The organism is Streptomyces dysideae, from assembly GCF_001514305.1.
Classification (GTDB): domain Bacteria; phylum Actinomycetota; class Actinomycetes; order Streptomycetales; family Streptomycetaceae; genus Streptomyces; species Streptomyces dysideae.
In genome coordinates, this window is the sequence record NZ_KQ949098.1 from 1 (window position 1) to 18,480 (window position 18,480).

Below are 18,480 nucleotides of genomic sequence, written 5' to 3' on the forward strand. Positions count from 1 at the left end.
TCCCGTGCGGGGCCCGGACCGTCGGCGACCAGGACGGAAACGAAGGGGATGGCTGGTGGCTCCGATCAGACCTTCACGCAGCTGCGGCCGTTCAGCTCGAAGTCGTACGCCGGGGAGTTCGCGTCCTGTCGGGAGGTGGGGAAGCCGAAGGAAAGGGTGCCGTTCGCGGCGACCGCCCTGCTGTAGGCGGTGGCGGTGACGCGGGAGCCGTTCTGGGCGAACCTGGCGTCCCACATCTCGCCGACGTTCTGGCCGTCCCGGAAGGGCCAGGCGACGCGCCAGTCGTCCAGGGCCCGTTCGGCGGCGAGGGGCACCGACGGAAGTGCCTGATCAGGTGTGATGGATAGCCTTCCCAGGCTGGTTCCCGCGAGAGTGATCCTTTCCCATCTGAGGGTGGACAGACGCCTTTGGACGGTGCATCACGGGGTGGCACGGGTCAACCTGCTGCACATGCTCTGATCAGGTAAAACGTCACTGGACAGCATGACGAGGCACGAGGCAAGGAATCCTGGACACGGGTTACGCGGCTGGGGCCGGGGTAGTTGACCCCGCCTCACGGATCGAGGTTGCTCCCATTTGACCCGGATGCGTGATGGTGTGCGGGTCCCGGCACTCCTAGCATCGTGATCACTCAAGACAGGAGCGCGATAATGCTTGCCACCCAGATTCATCAGCGGCAATGGAAGGCCGTGGAGAAATACGACTGGGAGGACATGAGGTCGCTGTACCACCCGGACTACATCTACACCGACAACACCGGAACGCAGTTCCCGGAAACCGACACCCCGGTGGCTGTGATGCGCCACCTGCACACCGCGTTTCCGGATGTGCGGTTCTCCTACCAGGACTTTCACTCCGGCAAAGCCGATACCGTCTCCGTTGTCGAGGTGGTCTGCCGCGGCACCCACCTCGGCCCGCTCGGGGACATCCCACCGACCGGTAGAACGGTCGTGTCGCACGCCTGCCATGTCATCGAAGTCCGCGACCGGCTGATCTACCGTGAACGGGACTACTTCGACACCCTCTCGATCCTCCGTCAGATCGGTGCCGCGTCAGGGAGATGATGTTCTCCTGCCCATGCCGGTGGCGACGCCGATCCGGTTCCAGGCGTTGGCTGCCGCCGCCGTCCACAGCAGGTGGGTGAGACTGGTCTCGTCGAACCAGGCTGCCGCCTCGGCGTATACGGCATCGGGGACGCCGGTGTCGGGCAGCAGGGTCAGGGCCTCACAGAGGGCGAGCGCGGCACGCTCGGCCGGGGTGAACACAGCCGACTCGCGCCAAGCCGGGAGTACGTGAAGCCGTTGCTCGCTCTCGCCGGCCTTGCGCGCCGCGCGGGTGTGCAGGTCCACGCAGAACGCGCAGCCGTTGATCTGCGACACCCGGGTGCTCACCAGTTCGGCGAGGAGCGGGGGGAGCTCCTTCTCGGCCGCCTGCTGGAAGGCGGCCATCGCTTGGTAGACGTCGGGCGCGGCGGCCACCGCGTCCACCCGCTCGACAGCCTCGGTGTCGGTGGGGTCAGGGTTCATCGTGTCTCCTTGGGCTCGTTGGCGGGCATGGGCACGCGGGTGGCGCGAGCGAGCTCACGTGGACCGGCCACCACGGTCATGTCGGCGGGGACGAAGCGCACCTCGGCCTCGGGCCGCAGCGCGAGGTTTCGGCCGGTCACCGGCTCCGGCACGGAAATCAGGATGTTGTAGTGGTTGGGGAAGTGACAGGAGTCGAAGCCGAGGACGGTGCCGACCAGCCGGCCCTCGATCCAGACCTGATCGCCCCGGTCGAGGACTCCGGCGCAGCCGATCTCCGCGAAGCCGAGGAAACCGACCCGGTCCACCCGAGTGCCCGGGGCGGTGTCCCGCTGGTCCGTCGTCACCAGCTCGTGGACCTCGCCCCGACGCACACACCGGCTGGCGAACTCCTCCATGCGCATGCCGCGGTCGTCCCTGCGGTGGGTCAGCACCTTGACCACGGTCCCGTGGACCATTCGCTTGCCGCCGCCTTCACCGGTCATCGGGTCAGCGCCTCCTTCGTTGTCGCCGGGCCGCCCAGCGGGCGCGAGCGGGCAAGGCGATAGGTCTGCTCGGTCAGGGAGAGTGCGGCGAGTCCGGCGCCGCCGTGTTCGGTGTCCGTGCGGATCGCGTGCTCGAAGTCGTCGAGCACGCCGACGTATTCGTGCCACAGCGAGCCTTTGAACTCCCGGAATCCGCTCAGCATGTCGGCCGTGTGGACCGAGCCGTCCGCCAGGCGGACCGAGATGTCCTTCACCTCGCCCGGGTAGGACCAGTCGAGCTCGACACGTACCGGCACTCCACTGGGCGAGCGCAGCCCCACCGTGGCCCGCCGGTCCACGCCGAGTGCGTCACGCTCCACCTCGGCATGCTCCACCCGTACCTCGCCGACCAGGAGCCGGGCGAGGTCGTAGGCGTTCGGCCCGTTGTCGGCGACGCAGCCGCCGCCGCACCGCGCCGGGTCCAGGTACCAGGCGTCGCCGCCGATGTGGTCCTCGATCCGCTCCAGGTAGCGGATGGTGACCTCGACCGGCACGGTCGCGGTGCGCAACTCGCCGTGCAGCGCACGGACGGCGTGGTTGTAGCGGCGGTGAAACGCGGTGAACAGGCATACGTCACGCACCCTGGCCGCTTCCGTCAACGCCTCGGCGTCCGCCGGCCGGGTGGCCAGCGGCTTCTCCACACACACCGGGACGCCGGCGGTGACCAGGTCCGCCGCGATCGTCGCGTGCACGTCGTTGGGAACGGTGACCACGACCGCGTCCAGCTCGGCCTCGGCGAGCATCGACCGGTGGTCGGTGAAGGCGGGCAGGTGATCGCGGTGTGGGAGGAGCCGCTCGGCCGATACGTCGCACACCGCCGCCAGCTGCCAGGCGGCGGACGCTTCGATCGCGGCCAGGTAGAACCGGGAGATCGCGCCGAGCCCGACGACCGCGATCCGCCGTCCCCGCATCACCGTTCACCCCGGTCCGCCGGGAACGGAGTGCCGAGAGTCGCGGCGAGCTCGGCCAGCTCGTGGTGGACCTCCGGCTCCAGCGGGACGCCGTGTCGGCGGTGGTGGCGGGCCCGCTCCGCCTCCGGCCACCCGGGGTAGCGGACCGGGGCGTTCCGGTCGACCGGCGGGCAGGCCAGCACGGTGCCGAACAGCTGCTCCGCGTCCTGTGCGACGGCCTCCGGCCCGCGCAGCAGCGCGGGCGCGATCGCCACCATCAGCATGCCGATGTCGTCGTCGCGGCCGGACGGTCGGCCATCGCCGGTGAGCGCTTCGGCGGCGGGGCCGAAGCCGGAGCCGGCGACCAGGGCGGAGAGCACCTCCACCATCAGTCCGAGTCCGAATCCCTTGAAGGCACTGCTCGTCGCGCCGAGCCAGAGCAGATGCGCCTCGCCGCGGTCGAAGGCCGACGGGTCGGTCACGGCTCGGCCGCCGTCGTCGGCGAGCCACCCCGGCGGGATCTGGTGCCCGATGCGGGCCGCCGCCCGGACCCGACCGGTCGGCGCCGCGGTGGTGCTCATGTCGAGAACGAACGGCGGGTGCTCGCCGGCCGGGGCGGCGACGCTGAGCGGGTTGGTGCCGAGCAGCGCCACCGCGCCGCCGGGCGGGCGCGCGATCCGCTGCCGACCGCAGTTGGACGCCACCAGGCCGACCATGCCCTGCTCGGCGGCGCGCCGGGCGTGGTGGCCCGCGCACCCGAAGTGCGTGCCGTTGCGCACCGAGACGAGGCCGACGCCGAATCGCGCCGCCCGCTCGATCGCCAGGTCCATGGCGTCGCCGGCCTGCCACAGGCCGAGTGTGCGGCGCGCGTCCACCAGCACCGCTCCGCCGTGGTCGGCCAGGACAACCGGGGACCCGGCCGGATCGGCCCGCCCTTCTTCCAGCAGAGGCAGGTAGAGGCGGGTCAGGTTGACGGTGCCGTGTGAGCCGGCGCCGACGAGGTCCCCGTGGCAGAGCGCCTCGGACGCCTGGCTCGCACGTGTCCGGGGGAGTCCGCGTGCGACGAAGGCCGCGGTGGCGAGGTCCAGCAACTGCTCATAGGGGACGCGGACCTCGGTGGTCTCACTGGTTCCGATCACTGTGGCTGCTCCTCGCTTAGGGTGTCGCCCCTGCAGGTGTCCCGGAACGCGAGCAGGATCCTCGCGATACCGGCGGCGAACGATTCGAGCTCCGCCAGGTCGATGAACTCGCCGCGCGCGTGGGCGTGGTTGCCCTCCAGTGACCCCGGCCCGTACACCACCGCTGCCGCGTCCGCGCGGTCGGCCAGCCAGATCGCGTCGCAGGTGAACGGGGCCTCCTCGTCCGGCCACCGGTCGATGCCGGCCGCCTCTCCCAGCAGTCGCCCGGCCCAGGGAGCGGTGCCGGAGAGCGCGGGAAGCCCTCTCTTGCGCCAGTGCAGGCGGGTGATGGCCGTGGCATCCCGGGCGGTCCGGGCGAGCTCGCGAACCCCGCCGAAGCGGGCGCGGAACTCCGTGAGGCCGGCGCGCAGCGCGTCACCGGCCGCCGCCTCGAGCCGCCGCGCCGTCTCGCCGCTCGTGTACGAGAGGTTGAGCAGCAGTTCGCCGCGGCCGTAGACGCGGTTGTGCAGCGGTCCCGTCGTCAGCCCGGCCACGCACACCCGCCCCTCGGCGGCGAGCGGTGACAGCGCCAGACCCAGGTGCTGCGCCAGGTAGCCGAGGAGCACAGTGGCGTTGTGGCCGTGCTCGGCACGGTCGTCGACGGCGTCATCGCCGTCGACCCGGACGCTGGCCGTCATGGCCGCGCTCGCCCGGGGGAGATAACGCAGACCCGTCGGTTCGCAGAACACGTTGAGCCGGCCGTACCAGCCCTGCTCGACCAGCGGCCGCGTACCGATCGTGCCCAGCGCGCCGCCCTCCTCGCCGGCGACCGCCTGGATCACGACGCCGATCTCGCGGCCGAGGTCCGGTCGCCGGGCAAGCGCGGCCCTGATTCCGGCGAGCAGGCCGACCGCGGGACCCTTGGCGTCGACCGCACCTCGCCCGGTGAACCGCCGACCGTCGAAGCCCACCGGTTCCCTGCCTGACACGGTGTCGAGATGGACGTTGAACATGACGGTGCGCCGGCGCGGGTGGGCCGTGCCGAGCCGCAGTACCAGATTCGGCTGGCAGTCGAGGAACCCGGAGTCGGCCGCCGCGGCTTCGCGCACCGCGAGCGGCACACCGTCCGCCTCGATGTCCTCGGGCCGTGCCGGTGCGTGGTGCGCCACCGTGAAGCCGTGGGCCGCGGCCGCTTCGGCGTATCGCCGCTGCGCGGCCCACAGCTCCGGCTCGGGGGCGCCGGCGCCGGTCTCCAGGGGGCCCGCCGTGGGCAGCCGCAACAGGTCGAGCAGCAGCGCATGGTCGGCGTGGCCGACCAGTGGGGCGTTCATCGGGGCCACCCCGCCCCGACGGCGGAGGGACGGCACTGCTCGGTGGTCAGCGTCCCGAGCAGGTCGGCGAGGGCTCGTCCGCAGGCGGCGAATGCCGCCGCGCACTCGGCGTCCGGCGCCCGTCGTCCCTCGTGCGGCACCACGGCCAGGTGCGGCTCGATCGACAGTACGCCGGTGTAGCCGGCGCCGAGCAGCAGCCGCAGGCAGTCCGCGACGCGTGCGTGCCCCTGGCCCGGCAGCCGGTACACCGGAGCCGCGGACGGTCCCTCCGCGTCCTTGATGTGGACGTGCCGTACCCGACCGACGATGTCGCCCAGCAGGTCGTGGGCCGAGTAGCCATGGGCGATGCCGTTGCCGGTGTCGAAGAGCAGGCCGAGCGCCGGGCTGTCCACGGCGTCCAGCAGCTCGCGCATGCGGCGTGCGCTGGTTCCGGCCCAGCCGGCGCAGTTCTCGTGCAGCAGGGTGAGGCCGGCGCTCTCCGCGCCTTCCGCCAGCGCCTTCATCCGCTCGATCACGGTCGCCCGCCAGGCGGGCTCGGCCAGGGAGCCGCGCGGGTAGGACATGACCCGGACATGGCGTGTGCGCAGCGTGCGGCAGCGTCGGCTCAGGATGCGGAGTTCGTCCAGGTCGGTGGCGAAGTCGCCGTCGGCCGCCCGCGACCAGCCGCCGATGCGTGAGTCGACCGCGACCACCCTCAGCCCCGCGCCCTCCACCGCCGCGACCACCTGCGCGAAGGCCGGCTCGGAGAGTTCGGCCAGCGCGACGCCGTCGACGCTGCGCAGCTCGATCGCACCCCAGCCGAGCGCCCGGATCGCGGCCACTTGCGCATGGATTCCGTACCCTGCCTCGTCGCCGACTCCGGCGAGGGTGAGGCCCGCCCGGGCGTCAGCAGGCATCGCTGGTGCATCCCGCCGCGACCTGTGCCCGCTGCTCGCGAAGCACGCAGAACCGCTTGGCCTCGTCCACCAGCCGCACCGCCTCGGCGGCCAGGTGGGTGCCGAACGGGCCGCCGTCGGCGAAGCGTTGGTATGCGTCACGGAGAAACGAGGGCAGCGCGTCGTCGGGGAACACCTCAAGTGCCGTGCGGTCGCGGCTCGCGATGGCGAGTTGGGCGTACCCGTCGCCCCCGCTGACCGGGTAGTGGCCGACGACGGTCGCGTGGGCGAACTCGCAGGTGATCCTGCGCTCTCGGACCGGCGCTGTCAGATCCGAGGTGATGCTGGTCGACGGCCCCCGTCGGTGGGCCAGGCGCAGCGTCGCGGTACCCAGGCGGGGCCGCACGACACCGCCCGCGGCCAGGTCCGACCAGGCGGCGTCGGTCAGCCGGGCGGGTCCGGCCAGCCGCAGGGCGACGCCCAGCGCGTGCGGAACCTCGACGTCGAACGCGGTCGGATGGCCGGTGGTGGCCAGGCTGCGGCTGAAGCGGGGCTTGCGCTGGACGACGCGGATCTCGCGCAGCTCACCGAACTCCCCGTCGGCCATGCACTCCTCCAGCCGTCGCGTCAGGCTGCTGACCTGCCACTGCGCCACCACGACCAGCCGCAAGCGGTGGCGGCGGCAGAGCTCTTCGATCCGAGTGAGCTGGGCGACGTCCACCGCCAGCGGCTTCTCGACGAGCAGGTTGGCGAAACCGAGCCGGGCCAGTTGCTCGATCACCGCAGCACGGCCCTCCGGTGGCGTGCACACATGGGCGACGGTCTCCTCCGGGTCGAGGTGGGCGCGGGCCCGCTCCAGGGTCGGTAACACGACCGTGCCCGGGAGGAGAGCGGCAGGGCGTGGCATGGGATCCACGGCGACCACAGGAGCATCGGCGAACAGCGTCCCCGCAGGGCTGCGTTGCCGGAGCCGGTTCAGCACCGGCAGATGCAGGCCTGCACCGGCGCGGCCCAGCCCGACGACGAGAGTGCGGAACATCGCGCGTCCCCCCTTCCATCCACGTTCCATCAATGCCTGAGCTGGTCGATACAGGCCTTGAACTGACGCCATGTCGGCTTTGAGTAGATTTTCGATACGCGTGACCGGTGTCAACGCGACGCTCCCGCGACCGACCGCTCAACGGGTGAATGATCCGCAAGCGGCGCGCCGCTGCCCGATCCGGACCGGTCCGACGGCAATGTGATCGGCCGGACCCGATCGGAACGCACCAACGGCCGGGCCGTTTCCGCCCTTCACGCCCGAGTCTGCGGGAGACCCATGCAGCCCACCTCGCCGACCGAGCGCGGCCGAGTCGATCCGTCCGAGCAGTCCCTTTCCGTGCCGTTCTTCTCCCAGGCGGCGTCGTTCGAGCGAAGCTGGCCGGAGGTCGAGCGTCATCTCACCGAGGTGGCCAGGAGAGGGAAGTACTCGCACGGCCGCAAGGTCGCGGAATTCGAGGAGGCGCTGGCCGCATACACCGGTGCGCGGCACGCCGTCGCCGTCAACAGTGGCACCGACGCGCTCGTCCTGCTGCTGCGTGCGGCCGGGCTGAAACCCGGCGACGAGGTCGTGGTCCCGGCGTTCTCGTTCGTGGCCTCGGCCTCATCGGTGGTACTGGCCGGTGGCCGCCCGGTCTTCGCCGACATCGACCCGGTGAGCTACGCCCTCGATCCCGAGTCGGTCGCGGCCGTGGCCACGCCGCGAACCCGGTTCGTCATGCCGGTGCACCTGTTCTGTCAGATGGCCGACATGGACGCGCTGGCCGAGGTCGCCGCATCCCGGGGGCTGACGGTCGTCGAGGACAGCGCCGAAGCCGTCGGGATGCGGTGGAGCGGGAAGCATGCGGGGCTGCTCGGTGCGGGCGGCGTGCTGTCGTTCTTCCCCGCCAAGACGCTCGGGGCGCTCGGTGACGCCGGTGCGGTACTCACCGACGACGACCGGATCGCCGAGACCGTCGCCGCGCTGCGGCACCATGGCAGGTTCGGGCCGACGCTCGGGGATTTCCGGCGTATTTCGACTCAGACCGCGGTATCCGGCCAGAACAGCAAGATGGACGACATCCAGGCCGCCGTTCTGCTTGTCAAACTCGGCCATCTGGCGGCCGACATCGCGCGCCGTGCGGAGCTCGCCGCCGCCTACACCGAACGCCTCGCCCAGCTGCCGGGAATCCGGCGGCTGCCGACCATCGTTCCGCGCGGCGCCGCGACCAATCCGGTGTACTACGTCTACCTGATCGAGGTCCGTCACCGGGACGCGCTCGCGGAATTCATGGCCCGGCGCGGTATCGGGACCGAGACGTACTATCCGCTGCCGCTGCACCGCCAGCCCTGCTTCGCCGAATACGGCTGTCCCGAGGGAGCCTTCCCGTACGCCGAGGCCGCGTGCCGGCACACCCTGGCGCTGCCGCTCCACCCCGATCTGACCCTGGAGCAGGTGGATTACGTCTGCCAGACGATCCGAGCCTTCGGAGAGGAGGAAGCAGCGTGATCGAATTTTTTCCGCCGGACGTCTTCGAGGCCGATCGCGAGACTCTGTTCGAGATCGTCCGTGCCATCGGCACCGGGCCGGAGCAGCGGTTCATCCTCGGTGAGGCCACCACCCGCCTCGAGCGGGAACTCGCCGCGAGCCTCGGTGCCGCGGACGTCGTCGCCTGCTCCAGCGGCACCTCGGCCCTCACCCTGATCCTGCACGCGATGGGGGTGGGTCCGGGCGATGAGGTCATCGTTCCCGCGTACGGTTGCGCGCCGTTGGCCGCCACCGTGGTCAACCTGGGCGCCACACCGGTGTTCGCCGATGTCGACCCGTGGACGCTGGTGGTCGATCCGTCCGACGTCGAGGCATGTGTCACCGGGCGGACCAAGGTGCTGCTCCCCGCGCACATCTTCTCGGTGATGGCCGACATGCCCCGGCTGCTGAAGATCGCGGAGCGGTACGGCGTCCGACTGGTCGAGGACTCGGCGGTCGCCCAGGGCGCCGTGCTCGACGGCCGTCCGGCCGGTCTGTGGGGCGAGGCCGGGCTGTACTCGTTCGTCCAGGTGAAGAGCTTCGGTACGGCCGGGGAAGGCGGCGCCGTCGTGACGGACAACCTGGATCTGGCTCGCGACATCCGCATGCTGCGCAATCACGGCCAGGACGGCCGACGCCGCTTCCTGCACCACGTGATCGGCTACAACAGCCGGTTCGACGAGATCCAGGCGCGGTTCCTGCTCCACCGGCTGCCAGGCTTCCCCGAACGGCTGGAACGCCGTGCACGGATCGCCGACTACTACACCAGGCGGTTCTCCGCCCTGGCCGCGCACGGGGTGATCGCCCCGCCACCCGGCCGCAACGGCAGGTGCTACTACGTCTACACACTGCTGACCGACCGGCGGGACGCGCTGCGCGACCACCTGGCGCGCCACGACGTCGCCAGCCACGTCTACTATCCGCTGCCGCTGCCCGCCCAGGCGGCCTTCGCTGCCTGGGCACCACCCGGCCGTCGGTGGCCGGGCGCCGAGCGGGCGAGCCGGTGCACCCTCTCGATTCCCGTGCACCCGCTGCTCACCGACGCGCAGGCCGAGCACATCGCCGACACGGTCTGCGCGTTCGCGGTCGGCACCCACGACCGCCGCTGACGACGCCGCTGACGGTGACTCAGAGCCGGACCACGCGCTCCCCACCGGCCCGGCCCGTGGTGTCGAACAGCAGCCTGGCGGCACGGGGCAGCGGCACGGTACGGCTCCGCCGCGCGTGGAAGAGCCGTCCCGTCCACGGGGAAGCATTCGACATGCGGGTTGTGGAAGCGGACCGTCGCGCCGAGCCCGGTCAGGCACCGCCACCGCGGTCGCGAGTGATTCGCCCGACCCGGCGCCCCGCGTCGCCGTCGATCCCGAGCCTGTGGCAGTACACGGCGAACTCGTTGACCAGGGCGATGTTGACGTTCCGGTACGTGTTCTCCAGCTTGTCCGCCGACCACCTCGGGGGTGTCGGAGATCCCGAACTCGTGGTTGCCGGGATCGATCCGTTCCGGCGAGTACGCCAGGTACACCTCGCTCGTCGTGCCCGGGTACGAGGTCGACTCGACCACGACGACGACGGCGGGCGGCCAACATCCCCTGCACCTCGAGGTCGGTGATGTCCTGCACGTGCGAGCGCCCGGCGCGCAGACCCGCGACGACGCGGTCCGACACGTCGAATCCGGTGACCGTCTCCTCCCGCCGGGCTCCGGTGACCAGGCGCGACGGCGACTCGCCGACGGCTGTCACCACCGTGTATCGCGCCCTGGGACCCCGTCGGCGCCGACGCCCGAAAGGCTGCACGCCGCCGACCAGACGATCATGGTCACTCCCCGCAGTGAAACCGGGGCGCCTCCCGCGCGTGTCATGCAGCGGGAAACCGGGGGCGACGGGGCGGCATCGAGGCAGCAGTGGCCGCGATCACGCGGGCTCGCGGAGAGTGATCAGGCAGCTTCACTGTGTGATCGACTGTGCATGGTCTTCGGGCAACAGGCCCGAGATGTACAAGGAGATTTCATGCGTGGACCTGCTGTGAAAAGGCGGATCGCCGCCACCCTCGCCACCGCGTCCCTGGCGGGTGCCATCGGCCTGGCCGGTGCGGCACCGGCCCTGGCGGCGCCCGACCCGCTGAGCTTCACCGTCGACTTCACCAAGAACACCTCCATCCCGCAGGTTCCGAACCTGGGCGGAGGCTTCGCCGGCAACGGCCCGGTGTTTGACGACTCCGGCCAGCGGATCGGCACCGTCTACGACACGTGCGGCATCGACGCCGTCAAGAACTTCACGAGCTTCGAGGCCCTCTGCCAGGCGTACGTCGTCTTCAACGACGGCGACCGGCTCGACCTGAGCACCCAGGCCAACATCGAACTCAACCCGCTCAACTACCCGTACACGATCAAGGGCGTGGTACGGGGCGGCACCGGGTGGTACGCCGGCGCCCAGGGAGAAGCGACGATCACGGCCCAGAAGCCCGGCGTCTACGACGTCGACGTCAAGTTCAAGTGACGGCCTGAGCAGAACGTGGGGAGCCGCCGGTGTGGTCCGGCGGCTCCCTCCTCCCGAAAGGTGCATCCCATGCGTCGTGGCGCACTCACCGCCGCGTTGACCGCCGGCCTCGTCCTCGGTGCCGTAGGCCCGGCACTGGCCCAGAACGCCCCGGACGCCAACCGGGACGTCCCCAACACCAACCAAGTCGTCGTGTTCAGCAGCGAACTGCTCCCGCTGCAGGCCTACCCCGACCCACGCGGCTGTCAGCAGCTCCCTACGATCTCGCACGTGCTGTACAACGAGACCTCGCGGGTCGTCCTCCTGCACGCGGACCCGTACTGCCTGACCCCCGGAATCGCGGTCCAGCCCGGATACGGGGCGCACACCTCCCAGGCCTCCGGCAGTTTCTCCATCACCTGAATCCACAGAAGAACAGAAGGCGGGTGAGACCGGGTACCTGCCCGGCCTCACCGTCGGCCGGTCACATACGTTCCAGCACGCACAGGAGCCTCGGTGAAACCCTCTCTCCACGCGCCCGCCGTCGCGGTCGCGGATCCCGGCGAGGGATATGTCTTCGACAACGACAACGCTCACGCGACCGAGCAGCACCGCTGCCTCGCCGCGTCACTCGACGCGATCACCACCGCTCGGCTGGCCGACACCGGCGTCACCGACGGCTGGCGGTGTCTCGAAGTCGGCGCCGGCGGCGGCAGCATCGCCACCTGGCTCGCCGAACGTGTGGCGCCCACCGGTGAGGTGGTGGCGACGGACGTCAACCCGGTTCACATCCCCCAGCGCCCCGGCCTTCGGGTACTGCGTCACGACGTGGTGCGCGACCCCCTGCCCGAGGAGACCTTCGACCTCGTCCTCTCCCGTCTGGTGCTGCTTCATCTGCCCGAACGGCACGCGGCGCTAGCGGCGATGGTGCGGGCGCTGCGCCCGGGTGGCCGGATGCAACTGGACGAGTTCGACATCGACTACGGTCCGGTGCTGCTCGCGCCGACCCGCGCAGCCGGCGAGCTGTACGAGCGGTTCCTGGCGGCCAAGGCGCGCATGTTCGCGGACGCGGGGGCGGACGGCGGCTGGGGGCGGCGCGCGGCGGCGGCCATGCGGGAAGCCGGCCTGGTCGACATCGACCCGGTGCCCTACCTGATGCCCTGGCACGCCGACTCGCCCGGCGTCCAGCTCCTGATCCACCACACCCACCACCTACGTGACCGGCTCATCGCCGCCGGGATGACCGACGCGGAGCTCGCCGAGGTGCGCCAGGTCATGCGGCACCCGGAGTTCCGGGCCAGCTCGTGCGTCATCTACTCCGTCCAGGGACGACGCCCTCGATGACCCTGACAGAGCGCGTACGCGCCGAAGCCCGGCAGGCGCCGGAGCACAACCGGCCCCTTGCCGGGGTCTCGGCGACGGCCGTCGGCAGTTCGACCGCGCTCACCATCGCCGCCGACCATCTGATGCGCCTCGGCTGCGAGGTGTCCGACTCCGCCCCGGGCCCCGCTGCCGAGGGGGCGGGCGCGCTGGTCACCGCAAGCGGCACCGGCGCCGGGTCCCACCCGCTCACCTGCGCGATCGACTGGGCGGGGCCGGTGGCGCTGCCGCTGGCCGGCGAGGCCGACGTACAAGCCGCCTGCGGCATCGCCCACGTGCACGGGCGCAGATACGGCGAACCAACGCCGCTCCGCCTCGACTACGCGGGGACAGTGACCGGTGTACTCGCCGCTACCGGGGTGCTGGCCGCCCTCCATGCCGCCGCGCGTGGCGTGCGCATCAGCCGGGTTCGCACGTCCGTCGCGCAGGGCGCGCTCCTCGCCGTCGGCCAGTACCTGGCGGCGGCGACCACGGCCGACGACGGGCACCCCCCGGGCGCACCGGCGCCGGGTGCCGCCCCTCCGCCGTTCACCAGCGCCGATGGCGTCAGGTTCGAGCTCGAAACGCTCGACGCCGAGGTGTGGTGCCAGTTCTGGGCCGCGCTCGGTGCCGACCGGTCCGCGATCGGTCGGGGCTGGCCGCCGTTCCAGCACCGGTACGCCACCGCGGTCTGCCCGCTCCCCGCCGAACTGCACCGCGCCGCCGCGGGGACCCCTTACCCCGCGATCCGCGCGGCGGCCGACCGGGCCGGTGCCGACGTGCTGCGCGTCTGCGGCCCCGGCCAGACGGAGATCCTCGCTGAGCCCTCCGCTCCCTGGGCCGTCACGGAACTGCCCACGGACCGGTACGCCACACCGGGGACGGCACGCGCCGTGCCCGCCGCCGCCGTGACCCGGCCGCTCGCCGGCCTGGTCGTCGTCGAGTCCACGACGCGCGTGCAGGGCCCGCTCGCCGGCCACCTGCTCGCCATGCTCGGGGCCGGAGTGATCCGCGTCGAACCACCGGGCGGTGACCCGATGCGCGGCACTCCGCCGACGGCCGGTGACTGCTCGGCCCGCTTCCTCGCGCTCAACCGCGGCAAGGAGGTCGTCGAGGCGAACCTGCGCACTCCCGGCGGCCGCGGCGTGCTGCGCGAGCTCGTCCGCGATGCCGATGTGTTCCTGCACAACTGGGCTCCCGGCAAGGCATCCGCCTGGGAACTCGATGCCGCCGATCTGGCCGGTGTCCGGCCCGGCCTCGTCCACGCCTGGGCGTCCGGCTGGGGCGACGCCCTCGGCCCCACCCCGCCCATCGGCACCGACTACCTGGTGCAGGCAGGCGGCGGCCTGGCCGGGCTCACCGCACGGCCCGACGAGCCGCCGACCCCCTCGCTGATGACGTTGCTCGACGTGCTCGGCGGCCTGGTCTGCGCCGAGGGAGTGCTCGCCGCGCTGCTGGCGCGCGACGCCACCGGGCACGGTCGACGCGTGGACACCTCACTGCTCTCCGCCTCGACGGTGCTGACCAGGCACGGCCGCGGCGCCCCGGCCGACCCGCGCAGGTCCCCGCACCCGATCCCCCTGTGCACCGATCTGGCCGGGCTCGCCGCCGACCCGCGGTTCCGTACGGCACTGACCCGGTGCGACTGCGTACTGCCCGCCAAGCCATGGGAGTTCACCGCATGACGGCGACATGGACCTCGGCCCGGGGCATCCCCGTGCCCGACCGCGTACCGGCGCCACTGCGCCGCGCCTACGTGGAGCAGGGGCTCGTGCCCGGCCGCGATCTGTACACACTCTTCCGCGCCCAGGTGGCGGAGCACCCCGAGCGGCCGGCGATCATCGACGGCGAGGGAACCCTCGACTACGCGACGCTCGACCAGCGCGCCCGGCGCATCGCCGCGGCGCTCGTGGCGGCCGGGGCCGGCGCGGGCGACGTCGTCGGCGTGCACCTGCCGGGCGGCCGGCGGGCGCTCGCAGCCGACCTCGCCGTAGCCGCGATCGGTGCCGTGGCGCTGCCCTACCCGGTCGGGCGCGGCCGCCAGGATTCCCTTGCCCTGCTCGGCAGGGCGCGGGCCCGCGCGGTGATCACCACAGCCGAGTGGAACGGCGTCCCGCTGGCACGGACCCTGGCCGACCTGCGGGCCGATCTGCCGCACCTGCGAACCGTCGCCGTCTTCGGCGCCGCGCCCGACGGCTGCGTCCCGCTCGATCCATGGCTCGTGGGCCGACCGGACGGAGAGTTCCGGGAAACGGTCGCCGTCGACGCCGAGGCACCGGCCCGGATCCTGGTCACCTCCGGTTCCGAGGACCGGCCGAAGATGGTCGCCTACTCGCACAACGCCATGGCCGGCGGCCGCGGCAACTACGTCCGCGCCCTGCGACGCGGTGCGGATCCCATGCGGTGCCTGGTCCTCATGCCGCTCGCGTCCTCGTACGGCTCCCTCGGCCTGCTCGTGCTGGTCCGGCTCGGGGGAACGCTCGTACTGCTGGACGGCTTCGACCCGGCCGCGGCGCTGAGGGCCGTGACCGAGCACCGCCCGAGCCACCTCTTCGCGGTGCCCACGATGTTGCGCCGCATCGCGGAGGCGCCACGGGAACCCGGCGAGGACCTCTCGTCGCTGCGGGCCGTCGTCTCCAGCGCCGCGCCCCTGCCGCCGCAGACGCTGCGCGTCACCCTCGCCCGGTTCGGCTGCCCGGTCGTGAACATCTACGGATCGACCGACGGCGTCAACTGCCATACGACATGGACCCGTCCGGCCACCGACACGCGCCGCGCGGGGCGACCCGATCCCGCCGTGGCCGAGATCCGGGTCGTCGGGCCGGACGGCCGGACCCTGCCTTCCGGAGAGGCCGGCGAGATCCAGGCCCGTGGCCCCATGACACCCCTGTGCTACCCGGACGCGCCCGAACTCGACGCCGCCTATCGCACCCCGGACGGCTGGGTGCGGACGGGAGATCGCGGACTCGTCGACGGCGAAGGGGAGTTGTGGGTGCTCGACCGGCTCCGGCACACCGTCATCCGAGGCGGCTACACGATCAGCCCGGCCGAGGTCGAGCGCCACATCGGCGCGCACCCGGCGATCGCGGACGTGGCGTGCGTCCCGGTGCCCGATCCCGATCTGAACGAGCGGCTGTGCGCCTGCGTGGCGCGGCGCCGCGGCACCGAACCTCCCACTCTCTCCGAACTCCAGACGTTCCTGGAACGCGAGCGGGGGCTGGAGCGCCGCAAGCTGCCCGAGCATCTGCTGGCCCTGGACCGGCTCCCGCTCGGCCCCACCGGCAAGGTCTGCCGGAGCACCCTGGCCCGGCTCGCCGTCACCCAGGCCGCCGGCTCCGCGCGCACCCCCTCGACCGCGCAGGGAGCCTCCCGATGAGCGGGCGCGGACGCTCCCGTGCCGTGGTGATCGGCGCGGGCGTGGCCGGACTGCTGGCCGCCTTCGCACTGGCCGACACCTTCGACCAGGTCACCGTGGTCGAGCGGGACCGCCTGCCGGACGGGCCGGACCCCAGAGCCGGTGCGCCCCAGGGCCATCATGCGCATGTCCTGCTGCCCCCCGGCGTCGCCGCGATCGAGGAGCTGGCCCCCGGAGCACTGGCGGCCCTGGACGGTGCGGGCGCCCCCCGGGTCGGGCTTCCGCGGGACATCGTGGTCCGCAGCCCGTTCGGGTGGCTGACCCGGCACGGTCCCTGGGAGACGCTCCTCACCTGCACCCGGGGCCTGATCGAAGGGACGCTGCGCAGGCGCCTCCTCGCGGACGCCCGCGCGACCCTGCTGACGGGTACCGAGGCGCTCGGCCTGCTGGGCGACGCCGGCTCGGTCACCGGCGTTCTGGCCCGGCCCCGCGGTGGCGGCGAGACCCGGCGCATCGAGGCGGGCCTCGTCGTCGACGCCTCCGGACACGGCTCGGCCGCGCCGCGCTGGCTCGCCGGGTTCGGTGCCGTCGTACCGGAGACGGTCGTCGACAGCGGCGTCGCCTATGCGACCCGCCCCTATCACCTGCCCGAGGCGCTCGCCGAGGGGTTCCCCGCCGTGTACATGCGGCTCGACATGCGCAGTGTGAGCCGGGGCGGACTTCTGGTTCCGGTGGAGGGCGGCCGCTGGCTCGCCACGCTGTTCGGTACGCGGGGCGCGACTCCGCCCCCCGCTGCCGACGGCCACCGTGCGTTCGCCCGGGACCTGCCCGACGGGCTCATCGCGGACGTGCTGGCCCTCGCCGAACCCGCCGGCCCGGTCCGCGCCTTCCGGCGGACCGTCAGCCACCGTCGGCACTACGACAGGCTGCGCGCCTGGCCGGAGGGTTTCGTCGTGCTCGGAGACGCGGCCTGCACCTTCAACCCGGTCTACGGGCAGGGCGTGTCGGTCGCCGCGCTGGGCGCGCTGGCACTGCGCGACGCATACCGGACCGGCGTGGGCCGCGGTACCGCACGGCGCGCACAGCGTGCGGTGGCCCGCGCCGCGGACGTCGCCTGGGCCATCGCGGCCGGTGTGGATCAGCGGCACCCGCTGACGCGGGGCCCGCGCCCGGGGCCGTCGAGCCGGTTCGTCAACCGCTGCCTGGACCGGCTCGACGCGATCTCGGCTCACGACCCGTTCGTGCAGCGGTCGATGGTCGGCGTCTACGCCCTGACGGTACCGCCGACACGACTGCTCGGCCCGGCGATGCTGTACGCCGCCGCACGCGGACCCCGCGTACCGCCCCTCGGCCGACCACCGCTGACCCCCCACGAACTCGGACTCCTCGCGAGAGCGGGCGGCACCGGGCGGCGCCACGCCGCCGACAGCTTCGACGGCACGACAGCAGGGAGCACCCATGACCGGTGAGCTGAATCCGGGCACCGTCACGGCGACCCCGGACCGTGCCACCGCCGCCCGGCCGGCCCGCGGTACGCGGCCGCGGCGCCTGCCCGCCTACGCCCGGCTGGCCAAGCTCGGCATGGTGGACTACTACCTCAGCCTGATCGTCGTCTGGTCGCTTCTCCCCGCCGCCGGGGTCGGAATCGACGGCTCGTCATGGGCCACGATGATCGCGTTCCTGCTCGGCGCGGTGGGTCTGGTGGGCGCGGCGGTCGCGTTCGACGACGTCGCCGGCTACCGGGACGGAAGCGATGCCGCCAACTACGGCGCCGATGCGCCGGTGCGCAGACTCGCCCGCAAGCCCCTGCTGGCCGGCACCCTGACCGAAGGGGCCGCGGTGCGCTTCGCCCGGGGAGCGCTCGTCGTCGGCGGCCTGTTCTGGACGACGGCTCTGGTCCTGGCGCCCCACCGACCGTTGTGGGCGGTGCTCGGCCTGGTGGCCGCCGGATGTGTCATCCCTCAGTACTCGTGGGGCCTGCGGCTGGGTTACCACGGGTTTCAGGAGGTGTTCCTCGCCGCCGTCGGCTGGGCCTTCGTCCTGCCGCTGTACGGCCTGCTCACCGGAGAGGTCACGAGTCTGGCCGTCCTGGAAGCGTTCCTGTTCGGCCTGGGCCCGCTCCTCTTCGGCGTGTACTCGAACACGAACGACATCGCCGGTGACCGCGCCGTGGGCCGGCCCACGGCCGCGTGTGTGCTGTCCCGTCGCGGCAACGCCGTGTTCATCGGGGCCCTCTCCGCGCTCGAGACCGTGGTGATCGTCGCCGCGACGCTCCTGGGGATCGCGCCGTGGTGGTACACCGTGTTCCTCTTCCCGGTGATGATCGCCCGCACCGCGCAGTTCATGAACGGCATCGTGCGGGGCGACATCCTTCGCGGCCGGCTGATCGGTATTCGGGCACACCGGATCCTGGTCGCCGCTCTCGTGACGGCCAACCTGGTGAGCAGTGGCACGGCCTGATCCAGAAAGACCAGAGAGACAGACAG

At 72.3% G+C, this 18,480-nt stretch carries 19 protein-coding genes and 1 pseudogene; 10 read left to right on the forward strand and 10 right to left on the reverse strand.

Features of this window, described 5'->3' with window-relative positions:
- Positions 1–65: 65 nt before the first annotated feature.
- Positions 66–314 (reverse strand): cellulose binding domain-containing protein, encoded by a 249-nt coding sequence (locus tag AQJ91_RS30795; protein ID WP_067028050.1) that lies wholly within the window; start codon positions 312–314, stop codon positions 66–68.
- Between the two features lie 309 nt (positions 315–623).
- On the opposite strand from AQJ91_RS30795, the gene AQJ91_RS30800 reads away from it, so the two are divergent.
- Positions 624–1,064 (forward strand): ester cyclase, encoded by a 441-nt coding sequence (locus AQJ91_RS30800; protein WP_159054690.1) that lies wholly within the window; start codon positions 624–626, stop codon positions 1,062–1,064.
- Here the strand turns inward: AQJ91_RS30800 and AQJ91_RS30805 are convergent.
- Genes AQJ91_RS30805 through AQJ91_RS30835 form a run of 7 tightly spaced genes read right to left on the reverse strand, consistent with a single transcriptional unit; the run spans position 1,053 to position 7,300 of the window.
- Entirely contained in the window at positions 1,053–1,526 is a 474-nt protein-coding gene (locus AQJ91_RS30805; protein ID WP_067028054.1) for a carboxymuconolactone decarboxylase family protein, read from the reverse strand. The two genes, AQJ91_RS30800 and AQJ91_RS30805, sit on opposite strands and share 12 nt — an antisense overlap.
- Positions 1,523–2,008, reverse strand: coding sequence for a DUF6917 domain-containing protein (locus AQJ91_RS30810; protein WP_234383093.1), 486 nt, complete (start codon positions 2,006–2,008; stop codon positions 1,523–1,525). The genes AQJ91_RS30805 and AQJ91_RS30810 overlap by 4 nt, the downstream gene beginning before the upstream one ends.
- Positions 2,005–2,958 carry a Gfo/Idh/MocA family protein gene (locus AQJ91_RS30815; protein ID WP_067028056.1) on the reverse strand — a complete coding sequence of 318 codons (954 nt, stop codon included), beginning with the start codon at positions 2,956–2,958 and terminating at the stop codon, positions 2,005–2,007. The genes AQJ91_RS30810 and AQJ91_RS30815 overlap by 4 nt, the downstream gene beginning before the upstream one ends.
- Positions 2,958–4,076 (reverse strand): Ldh family oxidoreductase, encoded by a 1,119-nt coding sequence (locus tag AQJ91_RS30820; RefSeq protein ID WP_067028058.1) that lies wholly within the window; start codon positions 4,074–4,076, stop codon positions 2,958–2,960. Before AQJ91_RS30820 ends, AQJ91_RS30815 begins: the two co-directional genes overlap by 1 nt.
- The gene (locus AQJ91_RS30825) at positions 4,073–5,386 is read right to left on the reverse strand and encodes a M20/M25/M40 family metallo-hydrolase (RefSeq protein WP_067028277.1); all 1,314 of its coding nucleotides are present in this window, start codon (positions 5,384–5,386) and stop codon (positions 4,073–4,075) included. The genes AQJ91_RS30820 and AQJ91_RS30825 overlap by 4 nt, the downstream gene beginning before the upstream one ends.
- Positions 5,383–6,282, reverse strand: coding sequence for a sugar phosphate isomerase/epimerase family protein (locus tag AQJ91_RS30830; RefSeq protein ID WP_067028060.1), 900 nt, complete (start codon positions 6,280–6,282; stop codon positions 5,383–5,385). Before AQJ91_RS30830 ends, AQJ91_RS30825 begins: the two co-directional genes overlap by 4 nt.
- Entirely contained in the window at positions 6,272–7,300 is a 1,029-nt protein-coding gene (locus AQJ91_RS30835) for a Gfo/Idh/MocA family protein (RefSeq protein WP_067028062.1), read from the reverse strand. The genes AQJ91_RS30830 and AQJ91_RS30835 overlap by 11 nt, the downstream gene beginning before the upstream one ends.
- A 279-nt stretch (positions 7,301–7,579) precedes the next feature.
- On the opposite strand from AQJ91_RS30835, the gene AQJ91_RS30840 reads away from it, so the two are divergent.
- Complete coding sequence (locus AQJ91_RS30840; protein ID WP_067028064.1) at positions 7,580–8,788, forward strand: DegT/DnrJ/EryC1/StrS family aminotransferase; 1,209 nt, start codon at positions 7,580–7,582, stop codon at positions 8,786–8,788.
- Positions 8,785–9,915: a DegT/DnrJ/EryC1/StrS family aminotransferase gene (locus tag AQJ91_RS30845; protein WP_079085314.1), complete on the forward strand. Its 1,131-nt coding sequence runs from the start codon at positions 8,785–8,787 to the stop codon at positions 9,913–9,915. The genes AQJ91_RS30840 and AQJ91_RS30845 overlap by 4 nt, the downstream gene beginning before the upstream one ends.
- Positions 9,916–9,934: 19 nt before the next feature.
- On the opposite strand, the gene AQJ91_RS57510 is transcribed toward AQJ91_RS30845, so the two are convergent.
- Both AQJ91_RS57510 and AQJ91_RS56200 read right to left on the reverse strand, forming a co-directional pair.
- Positions 9,935–10,069 (reverse strand): hypothetical protein, encoded by a 135-nt coding sequence (locus tag AQJ91_RS57510; protein WP_267891251.1) that lies wholly within the window; start codon positions 10,067–10,069, stop codon positions 9,935–9,937.
- Positions 10,070–10,162: 93 nt separating this feature from the next.
- A pseudogene (locus AQJ91_RS56200) lies at positions 10,163–10,382 on the reverse strand (nucleotide sugar dehydrogenase); the annotation flags it as partial.
- 430 nt (positions 10,383–10,812) lie between these two features.
- Between AQJ91_RS56200 and AQJ91_RS30850 the strand changes: the two are divergent.
- The 7 genes from AQJ91_RS30850 (at position 10,813) to AQJ91_RS30880 (ending at position 18,454) form a co-directional block, all read left to right on the forward strand.
- Positions 10,813–11,301 (forward strand): hypothetical protein, encoded by a 489-nt coding sequence (locus AQJ91_RS30850; RefSeq protein WP_159054691.1) that lies wholly within the window; start codon positions 10,813–10,815, stop codon positions 11,299–11,301.
- 69 nt (positions 11,302–11,370) lie between these two features.
- The gene (locus tag AQJ91_RS30855) at positions 11,371–11,703 is read left to right on the forward strand and encodes a hypothetical protein (RefSeq protein WP_199848064.1); all 333 of its coding nucleotides are present in this window, start codon (positions 11,371–11,373) and stop codon (positions 11,701–11,703) included.
- A 93-nt stretch (positions 11,704–11,796) separates the two neighbouring features.
- Positions 11,797–12,624: a class I SAM-dependent methyltransferase gene (locus AQJ91_RS30860; protein ID WP_067028069.1), complete on the forward strand. Its 828-nt coding sequence runs from the start codon at positions 11,797–11,799 to the stop codon at positions 12,622–12,624.
- Positions 12,621–14,324 (forward strand): CoA transferase, encoded by a 1,704-nt coding sequence (locus AQJ91_RS30865; protein WP_234383094.1) that lies wholly within the window; start codon positions 12,621–12,623, stop codon positions 14,322–14,324. Before AQJ91_RS30860 ends, AQJ91_RS30865 begins: the two co-directional genes overlap by 4 nt.
- Positions 14,321–16,015, forward strand: coding sequence for a class I adenylate-forming enzyme family protein (locus AQJ91_RS30870; protein WP_067028071.1), 1,695 nt, complete (start codon positions 14,321–14,323; stop codon positions 16,013–16,015). The genes AQJ91_RS30865 and AQJ91_RS30870 overlap by 4 nt, the downstream gene beginning before the upstream one ends.
- Positions 16,012–17,463, forward strand: coding sequence for an NAD(P)/FAD-dependent oxidoreductase (locus AQJ91_RS30875; RefSeq protein WP_067028073.1), 1,452 nt, complete (start codon positions 16,012–16,014; stop codon positions 17,461–17,463). The genes AQJ91_RS30870 and AQJ91_RS30875 overlap by 4 nt, the downstream gene beginning before the upstream one ends.
- Positions 17,453–18,454, forward strand: a complete 1,002-nt coding sequence (locus AQJ91_RS30880; RefSeq protein WP_067028075.1) for a UbiA family prenyltransferase — start codon at positions 17,453–17,455, stop codon at positions 18,452–18,454. Before AQJ91_RS30875 ends, AQJ91_RS30880 begins: the two co-directional genes overlap by 11 nt.
- The last annotated feature ends 26 nt before the right edge of the window (positions 18,455–18,480 follow it).

Bases quoted from the DNA above. Each gene is read 5' to 3' on its own strand.
- AQJ91_RS30810 (WP_234383093.1), bottom strand. From the start codon at position 2,008: ATGACCGGTGAAGGCGGCGGCAAGCGAATGGTCCACGGGACCGTGGTC.
- AQJ91_RS30840 (WP_067028064.1), top strand. From the start codon at position 7,580: ATGCAGCCCACCTCGCCGACCGAGCGCGGCCGAGTCGATCCGTCCGAG.
- AQJ91_RS30805 (WP_067028054.1), bottom strand. From the start codon at position 1,526: ATGAACCCTGACCCCACCGACACCGAGGCTGTCGAGCGGGTGGACGCG.
- AQJ91_RS30850 (WP_159054691.1), top strand. From the start codon at position 10,813: ATGCGTGGACCTGCTGTGAAAAGGCGGATCGCCGCCACCCTCGCCACC.
- AQJ91_RS30870 (WP_067028071.1), top strand. From the start codon at position 14,321: ATGACGGCGACATGGACCTCGGCCCGGGGCATCCCCGTGCCCGACCGC.
- AQJ91_RS30855 (WP_199848064.1), top strand. From the start codon at position 11,371: ATGCGTCGTGGCGCACTCACCGCCGCGTTGACCGCCGGCCTCGTCCTC.
- AQJ91_RS57510 (WP_267891251.1), bottom strand. From the start codon at position 10,069: ATGTCGAATGCTTCCCCGTGGACGGGACGGCTCTTCCACGCGCGGCGG.
- AQJ91_RS30880 (WP_067028075.1), top strand. From the start codon at position 17,453: ATGACCGGTGAGCTGAATCCGGGCACCGTCACGGCGACCCCGGACCGT.
- AQJ91_RS30875 (WP_067028073.1), top strand. From the start codon at position 16,012: ATGAGCGGGCGCGGACGCTCCCGTGCCGTGGTGATCGGCGCGGGCGTG.
- AQJ91_RS30865 (WP_234383094.1), top strand. From the start codon at position 12,621: ATGACCCTGACAGAGCGCGTACGCGCCGAAGCCCGGCAGGCGCCGGAG.
- AQJ91_RS30815 (WP_067028056.1), bottom strand. From the start codon at position 2,958: ATGCGGGGACGGCGGATCGCGGTCGTCGGGCTCGGCGCGATCTCCCGG.
- AQJ91_RS30825 (WP_067028277.1), bottom strand. From the start codon at position 5,386: ATGAACGCCCCACTGGTCGGCCACGCCGACCATGCGCTGCTGCTCGAC.
- AQJ91_RS30830 (WP_067028060.1), bottom strand. From the start codon at position 6,282: ATGCCTGCTGACGCCCGGGCGGGCCTCACCCTCGCCGGAGTCGGCGAC.
- AQJ91_RS30835 (WP_067028062.1), bottom strand. From the start codon at position 7,300: ATGTTCCGCACTCTCGTCGTCGGGCTGGGCCGCGCCGGTGCAGGCCTG.